The 16,398-nt window shown below is 46.4% G+C and carries 14 protein-coding genes; 5 read left to right on the top strand and 9 right to left on the bottom strand.

Features of this window, described 5'->3' with window-relative positions; genetic code table 11:
* Window positions 1-352: 352 nt before the first annotated feature.
* From E0E47_RS00855 to E0E47_RS00840, 4 genes are read right to left on the bottom strand one after another with little or no spacing between them, the layout of a single operon-like run.
* Complete coding sequence (locus tag E0E47_RS00855; RefSeq protein ID WP_130892608.1) at window positions 353-1,006, bottom strand: HAD family hydrolase; 654 nt, start codon at window positions 1,004-1,006, stop codon at window positions 353-355.
* An 18-nt stretch (window positions 1,007-1,024) separates the two neighbouring features.
* Window positions 1,025-3,787, bottom strand: coding sequence for a methionine synthase (gene metH, locus E0E47_RS00850; protein ID WP_130892607.1), 2,763 nt, complete (start codon window positions 3,785-3,787; stop codon window positions 1,025-1,027).
* A gap of 11 nt (window positions 3,788-3,798) precedes the next feature.
* Window positions 3,799-4,269, bottom strand: coding sequence for an SsrA-binding protein SmpB (smpB, locus tag E0E47_RS00845; RefSeq protein ID WP_008630252.1), 471 nt, complete (start codon window positions 4,267-4,269; stop codon window positions 3,799-3,801).
* A gap of 12 nt (window positions 4,270-4,281) precedes the next feature.
* Entirely contained in the window at window positions 4,282-4,797 is a 516-nt protein-coding gene (locus tag E0E47_RS00840; protein ID WP_130892606.1) for a DMP19 family protein, read from the bottom strand.
* A 221-nt stretch (window positions 4,798-5,018) separates the two neighbouring features.
* Here E0E47_RS00840 and E0E47_RS00835 point away from each other — a divergent pair, with 221 nt between their 5' ends.
* From E0E47_RS00835 to E0E47_RS00815, 5 genes are all read left to right on the top strand, one after another.
* Window positions 5,019-5,864 carry an ABC transporter ATP-binding protein gene (locus E0E47_RS00835; RefSeq protein ID WP_130892605.1) on the top strand — a complete coding sequence of 282 codons (846 nt, stop codon included), beginning with the start codon at window positions 5,019-5,021 and terminating at the stop codon, window positions 5,862-5,864.
* Window positions 5,865-5,870: 6 nt separating this feature from the next.
* On the top strand, window positions 5,871-6,728 hold the full coding sequence (locus E0E47_RS00830) for a hypothetical protein (RefSeq protein ID WP_130892604.1): 858 nt from the start codon (window positions 5,871-5,873) through the stop codon (window positions 6,726-6,728).
* Window positions 6,725-7,111, top strand: a complete 387-nt coding sequence (locus E0E47_RS00825; RefSeq protein WP_130892603.1) for a GntR family transcriptional regulator — start codon at window positions 6,725-6,727, stop codon at window positions 7,109-7,111. The genes E0E47_RS00830 and E0E47_RS00825 overlap by 4 nt, the downstream gene beginning before the upstream one ends.
* An 11-nt stretch (window positions 7,112-7,122) precedes the next feature.
* Window positions 7,123-8,073 (top strand): hypothetical protein, encoded by a 951-nt coding sequence (locus E0E47_RS00820; protein WP_130892602.1) that lies wholly within the window; start codon window positions 7,123-7,125, stop codon window positions 8,071-8,073.
* Between the two features lie 169 nt (window positions 8,074-8,242).
* On the top strand, window positions 8,243-10,147 hold the full coding sequence (locus tag E0E47_RS00815) for a family 43 glycosylhydrolase (protein WP_130892601.1): 1,905 nt from the start codon (window positions 8,243-8,245) through the stop codon (window positions 10,145-10,147).
* A gap of 104 nt (window positions 10,148-10,251) precedes the next feature.
* Here the strand turns inward: E0E47_RS00815 and E0E47_RS00810 are convergent, their stop codons facing one another.
* From E0E47_RS00810 to E0E47_RS00790, 5 genes are all read right to left on the bottom strand, one after another.
* Window positions 10,252-11,388: a DUF1972 domain-containing protein gene (locus E0E47_RS00810; RefSeq protein ID WP_130892600.1), complete on the bottom strand. Its 1,137-nt coding sequence runs from the start codon at window positions 11,386-11,388 to the stop codon at window positions 10,252-10,254.
* Window positions 11,389-11,484: 96 nt separating this feature from the next.
* The gene (locus E0E47_RS00805) at window positions 11,485-12,576 is read right to left on the bottom strand and encodes a glycosyltransferase family protein (protein WP_130892599.1); all 1,092 of its coding nucleotides are present in this window, start codon (window positions 12,574-12,576) and stop codon (window positions 11,485-11,487) included.
* Window positions 12,573-13,733, bottom strand: coding sequence for a hypothetical protein (locus tag E0E47_RS00800; RefSeq protein WP_130892598.1), 1,161 nt, complete (start codon window positions 13,731-13,733; stop codon window positions 12,573-12,575). Before E0E47_RS00800 ends, E0E47_RS00805 begins: the two co-directional genes overlap by 4 nt.
* On the bottom strand, window positions 13,726-15,090 hold the full coding sequence (locus tag E0E47_RS00795) for a capsular polysaccharide export protein, LipB/KpsS family (protein ID WP_130892597.1): 1,365 nt from the start codon (window positions 15,088-15,090) through the stop codon (window positions 13,726-13,728). The genes E0E47_RS00800 and E0E47_RS00795 overlap by 8 nt, the downstream gene beginning before the upstream one ends.
* Before the next feature lie 11 nt (window positions 15,091-15,101).
* Window positions 15,102-16,391 carry a polysaccharide pyruvyl transferase family protein gene (locus E0E47_RS00790; protein WP_130892596.1) on the bottom strand — a complete coding sequence of 430 codons (1,290 nt, stop codon included), beginning with the start codon at window positions 16,389-16,391 and terminating at the stop codon, window positions 15,102-15,104.
* Window positions 16,392-16,398 lie beyond the last annotated feature (7 nt).

Raw genomic sequence — 16,398 nt, 5'->3', positions numbered from 1 at the left:
TACCCTGTTTTTTCGTTCGTTTTAGTTCTGCGCCAAACGATTTTTCAATCTCAGCCGAACGATTTTTCATTCTCCTGAGAATGATTTTCCGTTCTGTGGCAAACGATTTTCCGGTTGACGGAAGCCTTTTAAGCAGACAACAACAACATACAAACTCCCCCTCCCCTACGTACAAGTATTTAAATGGGAAAAGGGTTCGCATCCTTCATACATGCTGTAAACCAATCTGTTGCGGTGAAACTTCTTCGACAAGTGCCCTCACCTAACGTTCACGTCACGCAATATGTGCATGTTTATAATCCTTGAAACACAAACTGTTAAGGTGAAGGGGCATTATACTGTGCAAAAAATATTAAACCGAGATGGGCAGGATCCCCCGAAGGTCGTCCACGATAGCCACGTGGGGATAAGTTTTCAATTCCTCACACGTGGTCATGCCATGCAATACACCGGCAAAATCCGTACCGGCGGCCTGTGCCGTTGCGGCATCCACTACGCTATCCCCTACATACAGCACCTCAGATTTCCCGCCATCGGAAGCACGTCCGATGGCCAACAACAATCCTTCTGGGTCCGGCTTGGCCGCTGTCACATCCTCTCCGCCCACGATGAAATCCACAAGACCGTCATGTCCCGTTTTTTCAAACAAGTCGAGGATGCGGTAACGGAATTTGGTGGACACAATACCCAACACGGCTCCTTGGCTTTTCAAAGTTTCCAAGACCTCTATCGTCTCCGGGAAAAAGAAAGTATTGGCAGTCATGTGGACATCGGCGGCCTTTACATATTCACGCTTGTAATCCGCCAACGTTCCCGCCTCGGTAATTCCCGTCAGGATGGAAAAAGATTCCTCCAACGTCTTCCCGATGGTGCGCTTGATTTCCGTATCCGTCACTCCGGTGTGCCCGTGATTGTCGAGCACATGCCGGAAACAAGTCACAATGCCCCGTGAAGAATCGACCAAGGTATAGTCGAAATCAAAAATATAAATAGTATAGCGTTTCATATCTTACGAAAAACAGTATTAAAACAGATTCAGTTTCTTTTGCCGGGCTTCCTCTATCGAGACGGTCTCTACACGCCGCGTTCCGGCACTTTCACGCAAACGTTCCTGCTCTTCGCGCAACTCGCGGAAAGCCTCTCCCTCCGTGTCGGGATTCAGGAAACGGGCAGCCGTCAGCGCGTTCTGCGAGGCATCCTTCATCCAAATGACCGGCCCGTCGTACACAGGAGCTATCTTCAATGCCGTATGCAAACGGCTGGTTGTGGCCCCGCCGATCATGACCGGAATGGACAGCCCGGCCCGCTTCAATTCGCCCACCACATGCACCATCTCTTCCAGGCTCGGCGTAATCAGTCCGCTCAGGCCGATGATGTCGGGGTGCAGTTCCTTGGCTTTCGCCACAATCTCTTCTGCCGGTGTCATGACCCCCAAATCCACTATCTCATAGTTGTTGCAAGCCATGACCACCGATACGATATTCTTCCCGATGTCATGCACATCTCCCTTCACCGTAGCCACCAAGACCAATCCCGCACGTGCTGCCCCCTCTTTTTTCTCGGCCTCGATACGGGGTTGCAGGATGCCCACGGCTTTCTTCATCGTACGGGCTGTCTTCACGACCTGCGGCAAGAACATCTTACCGGCCCCGAACAGCTCGCCCACGGTATTCATCCCCTTCATGAGCGGCCCTTCGATGATGTCTACGGCGTGCGGATAAGACTGTGCCGCCTCCTCCAAATCTTCCTGCAAATAGGAATCTATACCTTTCACCAAAGCATGCTGCAAACGTTCCTCCACACTGCCGCCACGCCAGGCATCTGTCACAGGCACCCCGCCGCCTCCCGCTCCAGACAGCCCGGCCTTCGCCGCTTCTGCCTCAGCTTTCAGCTTATCGGCCAACTCTATCAACCGCTCCGCCGCGTCAGGCCGACGGTTGAGCACCACGTCTTCTATGACCGTCAGAATGTCGGACGGAATATCGCCATACATCACCGACGTGGCGGGATTGACGATGCCCATGTCCATCCCCTCACGGCAGGCATGGTAGAGGAACACGGCGTGCATCGCCTCGCGGATATAGTTGTTGCCCCGGAAAGAGAAAGAAAGGTTGCTCACCCCGCCACTTACATGTGCTCCGGGGAGGTTACGGCGAATCCATCCCGTAGCACGGATAAAGTCCACGGCATAGTTGTCATGTTCCTCCATTCCCGTGGCTATGGCCAACACGTTAGGGTCGAATATGATGTCATGGGGATTGAAACCGACCTCGTCCACCAACAAACGGTAAGCCCGTGCGCAGACTTCGATCTTGCGTTCATAAGTATCGGCCTGCCCCTTTTCATCAAAAGCCATCACGATGACGGCCGCCCCAAGGCGTTTCACCTCCCGGGCATGGGCCAAGAAAACTTCCTCTCCTTCTTTCAACGAGATGGAATTGACGATGCTCTTGCCCTGCACGCATTTCAGTCCGGCTGTAATCACGTCCCATTTGGAAGAATCTATCATGACGGGCACGCGGGAAATCTCCGGCTCGGAGGCCAACAGGTTCAGGAACGTCACCATCTCCTGCCGGGCATCGAGAAGCCCGTCGTCCATGTTGATGTCGACGACCAACGCACCATCCTCCACTTGCTTGCGGGCGATTTCCAAAGCCTCTTCGTAGTTTTTCTCTTTGACCAACCGCAGGAATTTGCGAGAACCAGCCACATTGCAACGTTCGCCCACATTGACGAACCGCACTTCAGGCGTCAGTTCAAACTGCTCCAAACCACTCAGGCACAAGGTTTCGGCTCTTCCGGCCGGCACATGCGGACGCCCTTGCGCCGCCAAAGCCGGAAAACGGGCGATATACTCGTCCGTCGTACCGCAACAGCCCCCGATGATATTCACCCAACCTTCGTCCACAAAGAATTTCATTTCCTCTGCCATCTGGGTTGGAGTCTGGTCGTACTCACCCATACTGTTGGGCAGTCCTGCATTCGGATAGACGGATATATAATAAGGTGAACGATGAGCCAAAACTTGCAGGAAAGGAATCAGGTCGTGCGCCCCAAAAGAACAGTTCAGCCCCAAGGAAAAAATATCGGCATGAGATACCGAAGCCAAAAAGGCCTCCATCGTCTGGCCGGAAAGCGTACGTCCGCTCTTATCCGACACCGTAACCGACAACATGAGCGGCACTTTGCGTCCAACGGTTTGCATGGACGCTTCCGCCGCATAAATAGCGGCCTTGGCATTCAGCGTGTCGAAAATAGTTTCGATGAGCAAGGCATCCACACCGCCTTCGAGCAAGGCTTCCATCTGTTCCCGATAGGCAGCCACCAATTCGTCGAAAGCCAGGGCGCGGTATGCCGGATTGTTCACATCGGGACTCATCGAGCAGGTTTTGTTGGTCGGTCCCACCGAACCGGCCACGAAACGCGGTTTTTCGGGATTGAGGGCCGTGAACTCATCCGCAAGTTCACGGGCTATCCGGCAAGCTGCCAAGTTGATTTCACGACAATAATCCTCCACGTGATAATCCGCCATCGACACCCGTTGCGAACTGAACGTATTCGTCTCGATAATGTCCGCCCCGGCCGCGAGATATTTACGGTGGATATCCCGAATCACATCGGGACGCGTCAGCGACAACAGATCGTTGTTACCGGCCATCAGTCCCGGAACATCCCTGAAACGCCCCCCCCGGAAATCAGCCTCTGTCAGGCCATACCGCTGAATCATGGTGCCCATGGCACCATCCAATATCAATATCCTCTCCTTAACAATCTCTTCCAACCTCATGATTTCAAACTCTAATACCTTTTTACCTGCCGGTCTATCTCGCGCCGGTCTTCCTTTTCCTTCAACGTCTGCCGCTTGTCGTATTCTTTCTTACCCCGGCACAAATACACATCCACTTTGGCACGTCCGTTCTCGTCGATAAACAACAAGGTCGGCACCAACGTGAAGCCGGGACTTTTCATTTCCTGCTGCAATTTCCGGATTTCCTTGCGGTTGAGCAAAAGCTTCCGGTCGCGCCGTGCCGCATGGTTATTGTAAGAACCGTACGAATACTCGGCCACGTACATGTTTTTCACCCACACCTCTCCGTTATGGATGAAACAAAAAGTATCCACCAGACTGGCCTTGCCCGCCCGTATGGATTTGATTTCCGTACCGGTCAGCACGATGCCGGCCGTATATTTGTCCAACAGCAAGAAATCAAACGATGCCCGTTTATTCTTGATGTTTATTGATTTGGTCTTATTTTTCTTTTCTGCCATCTTTTTCCCTCCTTACTCTTTCACTACCTCGGCAAACAGCTCGAGATGCTCATCCACATAACAAGCCAATGCAGCCGTGACTTCTTCTTCCATTTCCACAAACCCGTCATCCAAGTCGTCAAACTGCGGATACGCCTCAAACAAAGCCATAAAGTCTTCGTCCGAACAGTCCTTCGTCAGTTCTTCCTTGTATTTGTCATACAGCCTCTTTCCTTTATATACCAGTTTGGAGAAATCATGCGCCCCCATCAGCCGCATGGCTTTCGCAAAAGGATTGTCGAAAATAAACGGCCCGTAGCCGTTGTGTATCAATTGGATAAATCCTCCGTCCATCACCTCCTCACGAAACAGGGCATAGGCCAACAATGAAATTTGTTCCCCATTGAGCATCCCCATGTTCCCGGCACTCAACTCTCCACCGATAACCTCCCGATAACGGTCAATGAAGACCTGCAAAAACTCATCCATTCCTTGTGCAGCCGCCTCGCGCAACCACGCATCGCTGATTGTTATTTTTTCTTGTTCCATTCCTTTGCGTCTTGAATTTGCAAAGATAGTGAAAGACGAGCGCAGTTCCAAGCCAAAAGCTTGCTTTTGAACGAAAGACTGCCGAGCCGCATCCTATTTTCGCATTGGCAAAGAAAATCCTAAAAATATTCCGCCTTTTATTTGTACGTTCCGCAATGTTGTCCTATATTTGCAGTGTACTATTATACTAATACACTAATTAATTTATAAAACATTGCCTTATGCTGACCATTGAACACCTTTCATTCGGATATTCCAAACGGAAAAACCGCGTGTTAAACGACTGCTCCCTCCATCTCGAGGAAGGCAAGATTTATGGGCTTTTAGGGAAAAACGGGGTCGGAAAGTCCACCTTGCTCTACCTGATGACCGGACTCCTTACACCGACAGAAGGACATGCTTGCCTGAACGGCACAGATGTACGCTTGCGCCGTCCGGACACATTGAGCGACTTCTTTCTCATCCCCGAAGAATTCGACCTTCCGGACTACAACCTGAAAAAGTACGTCCGCCTCAACGCTCCTTTCTATCCGCATTTCGACCATGACAACCTGCTCCGCAATCTGGAAATGTTCGAACTACCGGAAGACATCAAGCTCGGCGAACTTTCGATGGGACAAAAGAAAAAGGCACTCATCTGCTTTGCCTTGGCCACCCGTACCTCGTGGCTCATCATGGACGAACCGACCAACGGACTGGACATCCCCGGCAAAAGCCAATTCCGCAAACTCCTCATCCGCGAAATGAACGAATCGCGTGGTATCGTGATTTCCACCCATCAGGTGCAAGATGTGGAACAACTTCTCGACCACGTGGTCATCTTAGATAACGCCCGCGTACTGCTCGATGCGTCGGTAACTGAAATCTGCCATAAATTATATTTCACGCAGACCGACAATGAATCGGAAACCTCCGAGGCTTATTACGCCCTCCCTTCTTACAACGGGCACAGCGTCATGCTCCCGAATCCGGAAGACAAGGATTCGGAAATCAACTTGGAACTCCTTTTCAACGGTACCCTGGCACACCCGGAAACCATCTGCCCCTTGTTTAATGCTGAAAAATAAAAGGATATGGAATCACAGTTTTTCAACCGGAAACGCTTCGCAGCCTTGCTTCACGCAGACTGGGCTATCCTATGTACACGCAGCCTCGTCATCCTCACCGCAGGCTACTTGTTACTCTCTGTCATTCTCACGGTGTCTTGCCTCAAAGTATATTCGGAAAACGCCACCTTGCTACAGACCCTCCCAACGGACATGTTAGAAGAAAAGTTCGCCCACCTCACTGACACAGCCACTAACCAAAATGCTGCGTTCGTCACCGTTACGGCATTCTTTTTCCTATTCCTTATATTCACTCCGTGGCTATGGAATGCGCCCATATACAACAAGGGACAGCACATCAGGTACTTGTTACTCCCTGCCTCCACGTTCGAGAAGTTCGCCCGATGGTGGCTCTATACCGTTCCTCTTTCGATTTTAGCAGGCGTTCTTATTATTTTGGCGGCAGACATCACCCGTGTCATCATCTGCAACATGGTCTTCCCGGATTACAGTTTCGCCCGCCCCCTACTCTTTACTTCCGGACTTCATACAGCCTCCTCCGGCTTTGTACTCAGGATGCTCCTCACGACCGGCCTTTTGGGCCAAGCCATTTCTGCCCGGAGCGAAACAGGACGGACACCCCTGCGCCGCGCACTCGGCAAATGCCCAATCCTGTTGTTGCCCCTCCTTTTGATGATTGGAGTCTCGCTCATTGCCGGAGGCGACCCTGACACTTACCCCCAACAGCCCGGAGCTGCGACTGCCGAAGTGGTATGGCATGCCTTTTGGCTTGTCGTAACCTCCCTCTTTTGGCTGTCGGCCTACCGCAGAATGAAAAAGAACGACCTCAAGTACCAATATGCACTCAATCCGAAAAGCGTATGAATTTCAAGGAAAGCAAACCCATTTACTTGCAAATCGCCGACCGCATCTGCGATGAAATACTGCAAGGACGGTACGCTGAAAACGACCGTATCCCTTCCGTGCGCGATTACGCCGCCACGGTGGAGGTGAACGCCAATACGGCCATGCGCTCTTACGACTTCCTGCAATCCCGCTCTGTCATCCGCATGCAACGCGGCATAGGTTATTTCGTAGAACCGAGCGCATCGGAACGCATCCGTTCGTTTCGCAGGGAAAGTTTCATGAATGAAGAACTCTACGATTTCTTCCGGCAAGCCCGTTCCATCGGCATCACGGCAGAAGAACTCGAAACCCTTTACCGGCAATATTTATCAGACACCTTAGACCCTATGTACAACCTTTAAAAACACTCATCATGAACAAGAATACATTGAACGCCCAACGCCTCCTCCGATATTTCCGCAAGGACTGGAGTGAGAACAACATGCAGTTATACTATTATTTCATCATTCCTTACGGCATCATGACCCTGCTATTCAGTTGGATGGACTTTTCCAAAACGCATTCTGTGGTCGTGGCATTGGAACAAGTGCGGCAAGGCATGGAAACCGACAACAACAGTTACCAACAAATCATAGAAAATGCGTTGTCGGGAAAAGACGACTGTTGGTCATTCATTACCTTAACGACCATTTTCTGTTTTTATTTCTTCATGGCCTACGTTGGCAGCACCTTTTTCAAAACATCAAAATACCGGAAAGATTACATCACCGACCTGACACTCCCGGTTTCAAATGCAGAGAAGTTTATCATACGGTGGGGCAGAATCGCAATCATACCTTTCCCCGTCTTTTGTTTAGCCACCGTATTGGCAGACTTCACCCGTATCGGTTTCATCCATTTCCTCTATCCCGAAGTCTCGTTGTCGTTCCCTGTCCCATGGTCAAGTAGCGAATGTGAGGTGTACCTGCCCTTAGCCATCCTCCAAGCCTACAGCCTGCAAGCCTTGTTCATTCTGGGCGGTACCTATTGGCAGAAGAAACCTTTCCAAAAAACGCTGAGCCTCGTGCTGCTCACGTCCTTGATATATTATTTCACCTATTTCTGCACCGTATTTTATTTTATCGGACCGGATTTCGTTTACCATAATACCGCACAACAATGGGTATACGGTTGGACATTCGGTGTCCCCGCTTTCCTCGTCCTGTTGGGCTACCTGTTGACTTACCTCCGCATGCGCCGTGCCACGCTTCTCCCGTCGTGGAAAGACAAGACTACGTTAGTGCTCTTTGCAGCCTTGCTCATCGGACTGGGGCTTTGCGTTTGGATGCCGAACTTCATTATGAACCATTTCGCCTTCGAATAAAAGCGGAAGGCCTCATAAAGACATCGTCCCACGAAATTACGTCTAAAAGGAATAACGCGTGTATATTTAACACCTTTTTCGCCCGTTTTCTTGCCCGTACAACATTTTATTCATAGTTTTGCCGCCGAAAATGACAGAAAAACATTACAGTTAAAAGAACAACAGTCACATGAAAAAACAAACCATCATTGCCGCTCTCTTATTAGCTACGACCATGAGCCACGGAAAGGCGGCACCGAATCGAACCGAAACACCTGCTAATTATGAAGGCTATCTTTTCGCTTATTTCGAAGGCAGAGGAGATGCCAAACAACAGGAACATTTGCGTTTCGCCCTCAGTGATGACGGAGTGAACTGGCGTGCACTCAACGGAAACCGCCCGGTCATCGCTTCCGACACCATCAGCGAAAGCGGGGGTATCCGCGACCCGCACATCCTGCGCGGCGAAGACGGACGCTTCTACATCGTGGCCACGGACATGAATACCGCCAAAAACGGTTGGAACGAAAACCCGGGCATCGTACTCCTGAGTTCGGACGACCTGCTTCATTGGAAGCATGCCAAGATCAATCTATCCAAGGATTATCCGAAACATTTCGGTGATGCTTATTGGGTATGGGCCCCTCAGACCATTTACGACCGCAAGGCCAAAAAATATATGATTTATTTTACCTTGCAACGCAACGACCGCAAAAGCCTCATCACCTATTATGCATATGCCAACAAGGACTTCACAGGCTTTGAAAACGAACCCAAACAGCTCTTTTCGGCCAAATACGGCAGCATAGACAACGACATCATAGAACGGGATGGCACTTACCACCTTTTCTATAAAGGCAACACCAAGGACGAAAATGGCAAGGAAGTGAAAAACGGCATCCAACAAGCCACTTCGAAAAGCCTGAAAGGCAAATGGAAGGAAGACTTCAGGTATGTAGACGCTTACGCAGGAAAGACACCCGTGGAGGGGTCGAGCATCTTCAAGCTGAACGGGAAAGACGAATACGTGTTGATGTACGACATGTACACCAGCGGACGGTATGAGTACCAGACCAGTACCGACCTTTACCATTTCTCCGAACCCAAAGCGTTCACCAAAGACTTCTTCCCGCGCCATGGCTCCGTCATTTCGCTGACCCGCGACGAACTGCAACGCCTACAGGAGAAATGGGGCTACGTGGTGACCTACCAGTTTGAAAGCCACGGCAACCCCATCATCCGCCACATGCACACAGCCGACCCTGCCGCGCTCGTCAAGGGCGACACGCTATGGCTCTTCGCCGGACACGACCTGAACGGCAACCAAAACGGCTACGTGATGAAAGACTGGCAGCTGTTCTCCACCACCGACATGAAGCATTGGACGCAACACCCCTCCCCTCTGAAAATCGATGAATTCAAATGGGCAGAAAGCAAACAGGCATACGCCGGGCACGCAGTTGAACGCAACGGCAAATACTATTGGTATGTCAGCACCAACTGGTGCGGTATCGGCGTGGCCGTATCCGACAAAATCACCGGCCCTTACAAAGATGCCTTAGGCAAGCCGCTGCTCACCAACAAAGACTGTTTCGATTCCCGCCACAGTTGGGCTTGTATCGACCCTGCCGTATTCATAGACGATGACGGCCAAGCCTACCTGACATGGGGTAACCGCGAATGCTATATCGTAAAACTGAAAGACAACATGATAGAAACAGAGGGAGAGGTGAAACGCATCCATATCGACGAAAGCCATCCTTTCACTGAGGCTCCGTGGATACACAAATACAATGGCAGATATTACCTCACATACGCTAGCGAATGGCCGGAAAAAATAGCCTATGCCGTAGCCGACCACATTGAAGGCCCGTATGAAACGAAAGGGATAATCTCAGAAATAGCCGGGAACAGCAACACGACCCATCCGGCCATCGTGAACTTCAAAGGACAATGGATTTTCATCAGCCACAATGGCGGCCTGCCCACCGGCACCAGTTACAGCCGCTCCATCGTGGCCGAACCCATGGAATACAATGCCGACGGCAGCATCAAGCCGATTCCTCCCACGGCAGAAGGCGTGAAACCGTTGTAGATTTCCCTTACCTCAAAAGCAAATCCCCGTGAAGACCGGATAAAAGTTGAAGTCTTCACGGGGATTTGCTTATCTATGCCGTGCCCACTGGTATAAAAAGCACATCAGCCATGCCTCGGTTGTGCCAACATCCATTTGAAGTATTCCTCATGCTCGTCCACTAGCTTCTCCCATGAATAATCACGCCGTATCACTTCCAAGTTACGTCCCGTATATTCCTTTTTATAGGCAGACACCGCCTGGTCTATTCCGTCCAACATCTCCATGGCAGCATCCGTGGAACCATAATATAAGGCGTTTTCACCCAAGACCGCACGGTTGAAGATATTGTCATGAGCCAGGATAAAGCAGCCGGAAGCCATGGCTTCCAACAAAGAAGGGTTCGTTCCGCCCACACTATGCCCATGGAAATAAGCATAGGAATAATGACGGATGGAGTTTAATTTACGAAAATCATATATACCACCCACAAAGCGGATATTCCGGTCATCGCCGTAGCGTTCCACCAGATGTTTTCCATAAGGCGTATTCGTCTTGCCTACAATCACCAACGGGCGTTTGCCATACTGGCCTGAAGCCAAATATCCCTCTATGGCCATGAAAAGGTTGTTTTCCGGTTCCAAACGGGCCACCACGATGAAATAACCATCCGCTTCCAAACCGAACTCCTTTAATATGTCCTCATCGTAATCCTCATGAATGTCAGCCCCGTATGCCAAGAACTTGCTTTCTTTTCCATATTTCTCCTTATAATAATCATGTATACCCATATTGTCCGCAATCAGGAAATGGCTATGCTTCACTGCCATACGTTCTTCCCAGAATACGAACTTCTGCACCCATCTGTTAAACTTCGTACGCTTGTATTCCAACCCGTCCATGTTCGTCGTAAAAAGCGGATACTTGATACGCTTCACATTGAACCAGATATAAGCCGGAACGATGCTCGTATAGCCCGCTTCGTAAATAATGTCGAACTTCTCCTTCTTCAAGGCATCGCGCAAAGACAGGAAATCGTAAAAGAAACTCCCCACGGAACTCCCTATCCATTTCTCCGGGCTATAAATATGCTTTATGCGTACCCCCTTATAATCAGGCTCTCGGTAAGGATGGAAATGCGGAGAGTACACCACGACCTCATGCCCCCGCCGGACCAATCCCACGGAGATATATTCTGCAAACTGCTCGAAGCCCCCGTAGTTGTTCGGTATGCCACGGGTGCTGATAAATGCTATTTTCATATAATATGTTTATGGATTAAAAATCGATGAACATAACCCCTAATTAAATGGTTATGATTGAGGTTGTTTCAGTTTGTCATAGCAACCATCAAAACGTTATAAAATGTGCCTCAACTGTTGAAAAAAAACTTTAAAGCTATTGGTTTCATAAAACTGTTCGATGTCTTGCTGCATGTATGCCTTTATTCCATTATAGCATATCTCTTTATAAACAGTTGACAAAGCTGTGATGTTACCTTTTTCCACTATATACGAAAATGAAGGGTATTGCTGCGAAAACGACTTAAAATATGGAATGTCTGTCAATATCATCTTCTTTCTAAAATACACCGCAGCTTCCAAAATTCCACTTTGCGACACTTCTTCGTATGGCAACAACACGATATCTGTATTGTCAAAAAGATAGTTTAGCTCTTCATCCTCAATGAAACGCAATATTGTAGAACACGATACAAGCTCTTTTATTTCGCCTATCCTTTTCTTGACAATCAAATGTGCATCATTACCTGCAAAAATGAAATGCAACCGTTTCAGGACATCAGCTTCCGTCTTCTTTATAGAATCAAACACAAAGTTAATGCCCTTACTTTTTCTCATATGTCCAAAAAATAAAATGTTGATATGATGGGACGAAATTGAGTTTATAACGCTCTCATTCAACTCAAGCGTATTGTAACTTTTTGGAAACTCGTATTTAAAATGCGGAACGTAAAGACGCTTGCCCCCAAAGCTTATCCTGTCTAAATACCTCTCACTACGTTCCGAATGATAAATCAAAGCGTAAATATGTTTATAAAGCATTTCAAACACTTTAGTGTATTTTCTATTACCTTCTTTATCTAACGAAACGAACTCATGCACATCTAAAATCGGCTTAGGATGAAATACCAACAGCAAACATATCAACACCATGTCAACCCACTCGCCAAAAGCCATATACACATATGCCGACTTTCTGTTCCTACATACGTCTTTAATAAACACAGGTAACAACTTTAGCAAATTAAAAATCTTTTTCACCTTGTTACCTTCGTAGATATTAGTAATAAAAGGTTTACCCTTACCTATGGAATAGTTGGAATGGATTTCTGCATCAAACCCATTACTTCGCAATTGGCTATAAAATGCAGTATCGTAGTAATCCATACCCGACTTTTGTCCTATTACATCAAAAAGAACTATTTTCATTTCACAGTTACCTTTACACTATTTTTATATGTATAAACAAACAGACCCAACAACACCCATGTGAACAAGAAATAACCCGGCATATGGAAACAACAGTTAATGATAAAAAATACGAATATCACCTTAAATGTAGTACCTTTAACCTTAAATATAGTGTACAGGAAAACAAGGGCGAAACCACAAACACCCACAATGCCAAAGTCGAAATATATTTGCCCCGGCCAGACATTGATTGTAATATCATAGTTCCTGTATGGAAAATCATCGGCAATACTCCCCAAACTGCCCCATCCCATGCCGAACATCTCCCTGTGGTACCATTGCACCTCACCCGAAATATTCATCACATCCAACCATCTTGGATTATTGTCACTATCCACAAGATCGTAAACGAACCTTTCGGGCAAAACATTTATCAATATGGATGTATCTGTAAAACAAACAAGTAAAAGCAAAACAAATGGGATTAAGCTCCAAGCTTTACGATATTTAGCCACACAATATACATAATGCATGGCAAAACACAACAAAAGTATTCGCGACTGAATAAATAAAAGGGCAATAAATACTACTAACCTATATCTTGAGGACACGTTAAGACCACACCATTGGCTCATTACATCAACCATCATATAGGCAAACACGATATAAAAAGCAAGCCAGTTTGGATCGTTGAAAAACAAATCCGGACGTCCCACGGCCAAAAAGCCCTCACCCGGCTGACTTATGGGCACAATGTGAATTAGGGCACCAAGCCATTGAAGCAACGTCAACACACACAGAAACAACACAAACTTTTTAAGAAAAAGCAAGATCTGTCCTATCCTTGACTTATGGATTTCCAAAAAGAAAAGAAAGAAATAGAACACTGCAAAATTAAGTATCATGGAAAAGAAGATACGGATAGTGCCACTTTGAAACTTCGAGGTGAAATAAGTCAGCCCTCCATAGCACAGGGCAGAAAACAAAACAATGAAATACTTGCGATATTTCTTCATCCGCACCACGACCTTGATATGCCTGAAGACTATGACATACATAACAGGTATGCAAAAGTGTAACAGTCTGAATTTTCCTACCGGTGTCGCAAACACGACATCATGAAAAATGGAGAGCAACACGAACATCTTGAAGAAGAAAAACTCAATTCTAAGCATTTTTAAGGAACAAATCGAATGATTTCACTACTGTTCGAATATTTGTCTCATCCGTAAACAAAGGAGAGCTTACAGGCGGGTCAACCACCCCGGGGAAACTACTCGCGATGATATAATGGCTATATTCCTCTACCGACATTTTCATCTCGTTTTCAGTTTGTTTCTTCTCCAACAGGTCAAAATAGTTAACGCAAGATTTTAAATCATCTATTGATGTGTTGTATACCCCTTTTAACTTGTCGTAAAAGATGTGGGAGAACACAAATGCAGGCTTTCCCTTAAGGGCCGCCTCCAAACCTATGGTTCCACTGTTGGTAAAGATTGCCTCTGACAGGTCTATCAATTCATGCGAATCTGTATATTCGTTAATAAAGTATATGTTTGGGTATTCTTTACAGTGCTTGTAGAACCCATAACTCCTATTGCCTATGGCATTGGAGTGTTCCTTGACCAACAGGATGTAGTTATCAGGCATTATTCGCCAAATGTTTTTTATGATTTGTAGTTGGTCTTCATAGTAACGACCCACTACGTCTACCGAAGCTTCAGGTTGCATGTGCAGGGGGTAAAGGAAGAATTTCTTTCCTCTGACATCATCTATGTTCAAACGTACCCATTTGCCATATTGTCGCTTGTTGATTTCTTCTCTTACAGCCTTGACATAACGCTGTTTCCTATCAACTATAAGGCAAGGCGAATCTTTGTCAATGTTTTCCTCTGTCACCATACGCTTTATCCGGGCAAATTTGCTGGCAAGCGACATCGATTTTTTCACCTCCACATCAACTTCCGCTACCCTTTGAGGACGGACAGCGATGATAGGAATGCGGTAATTGGCTACATCCCCCTTGTTGATGTTAATACACGTTGGATGAAATGTATCTTGAAATTCCGTATCCATAAATGTGAACCTGCCATTCGGAATCCGAATCGACTGTGGATGCAAATAGTCGCATATCCCTGAAAACCTGTCACGGCATATTCGGTTCATAAGTATCTCATGGGCATATGTCATCTCTCCAAATACATATCTAATGTGGGCTTTCGTCACAAAATCAACGAAAGGGCATTGGATATTCCGTAGAAACTGCAGCCCCCAGTCTCTTTCGTTCCCCAACGCACGATCGTTATAAACTAGCTCGTTAAGTTTATATTCTCCTACTGGCTCTCCTACAACTTTAGCCACGTCTCTGTTTAACAACAGAATATTGTTTTTGGAATTATTTTCCAACAAAAAGTCGTAATATTTTTTCTGGAAGCATATCCAGTATATACCATAACCCATTTCTGACAAACCTTTGGCTATCATTGAAAACAGGTATGTTTTTTGAAAATTTGAGATAAATGCTATGTTCATAATTATAAATATTAAAGAAAGTCCACATTGTTTTTTGAGACCAAAGCAGCCTTGCCAACATAAACTTTTAAATGATTAACTATTGATGTGTCTGCCAAAATTGATTTTGCAGCCTCGACAATTTCATCTATGTGTAAAGGCAAAGTGTTCACATCAAAAAAAGGATATGGATAATCTAATATTTTATAAAGAGCTTTTGTCTTATGGCTGTCAGACCCAAACAACAATAAAGGTGTATAGCTTAAACTAGCCAGTATTGATGCATGCCATCTTCCTGAAATGAATAACTTGGAATGTTTAAATACAGCGTACAGCCTATGATAGTCACAGTTGGAAAGATTAATTATAGGCATATTGTGTTTTCTTGACAATCGCTTATATGCACAGTCTATTTGCTTATTCTTACCATTAAAACCATCTAACAGCACAACTTGCACATCCAATGCCTGTAGCCTTGGTATGAGCTTGTCGTAAAATTGTTCAACATCCCAACGTACAGAACTTTGATATTCAGTCTCGTTAAATGCACTTGTATCTCCAAGTACCATATAATTGTTGGCTAAATTAAAAGCCTGCTTAATATCATAGACCACGCTTTCATCCTCTTCGTATGAAAACAAGGCATCAGGAACGTATTTGCCATTGGATATTCCATGGTCTGCCAACTTGGGAATAGACAGAGGCTCTCTTAAATACAGGTAATCAAGATGTGGCAAAGTATGAATTAACATTTCCCATGCATCATTGTTGCCAGGATCAACCGTTAAATTAACTAGTGCTGTAGTCTTATTATACTTTATCTTAGAAAGCCATGCCATATAAATGGTGTATCTTCCACCTCCGTTGTATACGCCATGTTGGTTGACACCATTTACGATTGTACCCTCTCCGTTTATAATGACTATATCGGCCCACTCCAGCAACTCTTTCTCATACTGCAATATATTACCCCCGTCCATTTTATTAAAATAAGTTTCAAATTGCTTATACAAACAAGGAACGTGGTATAAATTCATGTAACTCTCAATGCTGTATGGTAATGGGGGAGTGCGCCTAAAAATATTTCTAACATGCTGCATTTTTTGCCAAACGCGCAATGGTATCTTTTTTCTAATCCTGTATTTTAATGTTTGATTGAATCCTGCTTTTGGCGTAGAATGATCATAACTTCTCCTGTCGATAATTTTCATATCGTCATTGGCTGAAACCTTTGAATTTATCAAATCAATCAAACATTCTGTGGTAGCAATGCTACCATAATTAGCGGCAGAACGATAGTCTCCAATAAAAAGTATATTCATAAAAATT

It is taken from the genome of Paraprevotella xylaniphila YIT 11841 (genome assembly GCF_900683745.1).
In the GTDB taxonomy this organism is placed as follows: domain Bacteria; phylum Bacteroidota; class Bacteroidia; order Bacteroidales; family Bacteroidaceae; genus Paraprevotella; species Paraprevotella xylaniphila.
Note: the sequence above shows the minus strand (reverse complement) of the source record. Positions and strands in the feature narration are given on the sequence as shown.

Excerpts from the sequence above, each read along its gene's own strand:
- E0E47_RS00835 (WP_130892605.1), top strand. The coding sequence starts at position 5,019 with ATGCTGACCATTGAACACCTTTCATTCGGATATTCCAAACGGAAAAAC.
- E0E47_RS00810 (WP_130892600.1), bottom strand. The coding sequence starts at position 11,388 with ATGAAAATAGCATTTATCAGCACCCGTGGCATACCGAACAACTACGGG.
- E0E47_RS00825 (WP_130892603.1), top strand. The coding sequence starts at position 6,725 with ATGAATTTCAAGGAAAGCAAACCCATTTACTTGCAAATCGCCGACCGC.
- E0E47_RS00855 (WP_130892608.1), bottom strand. The coding sequence starts at position 1,006 with ATGAAACGCTATACTATTTATATTTTTGATTTCGACTATACCTTGGTC.
- E0E47_RS00820 (WP_130892602.1), top strand. The coding sequence starts at position 7,123 with ATGAACAAGAATACATTGAACGCCCAACGCCTCCTCCGATATTTCCGC.
- E0E47_RS00815 (WP_130892601.1), top strand. The coding sequence starts at position 8,243 with ATGAAAAAACAAACCATCATTGCCGCTCTCTTATTAGCTACGACCATG.
- E0E47_RS00830 (WP_130892604.1), top strand. The coding sequence starts at position 5,871 with ATGGAATCACAGTTTTTCAACCGGAAACGCTTCGCAGCCTTGCTTCAC.
- E0E47_RS00800 (WP_130892598.1), bottom strand. The coding sequence starts at position 13,733 with ATGCTTAGAATTGAGTTTTTCTTCTTCAAGATGTTCGTGTTGCTCTCC.
- E0E47_RS00805 (WP_130892599.1), bottom strand. The coding sequence starts at position 12,576 with ATGAAAATAGTTCTTTTTGATGTAATAGGACAAAAGTCGGGTATGGAT.
- metH (WP_130892607.1), bottom strand. The coding sequence starts at position 3,787 with ATGAGGTTGGAAGAGATTGTTAAGGAGAGGATATTGATATTGGATGGT.
- E0E47_RS00840 (WP_130892606.1), bottom strand. The coding sequence starts at position 4,797 with ATGGAACAAGAAAAAATAACAATCAGCGATGCGTGGTTGCGCGAGGCG.
- smpB (WP_008630252.1), bottom strand. The coding sequence starts at position 4,269 with ATGGCAGAAAAGAAAAATAAGACCAAATCAATAAACATCAAGAATAAA.
- E0E47_RS00790 (WP_130892596.1), bottom strand. The coding sequence starts at position 16,391 with ATGAATATACTTTTTATTGGAGACTATCGTTCTGCCGCTAATTATGGT.
- E0E47_RS00795 (WP_130892597.1), bottom strand. The coding sequence starts at position 15,090 with ATGAACATAGCATTTATCTCAAATTTTCAAAAAACATACCTGTTTTCA.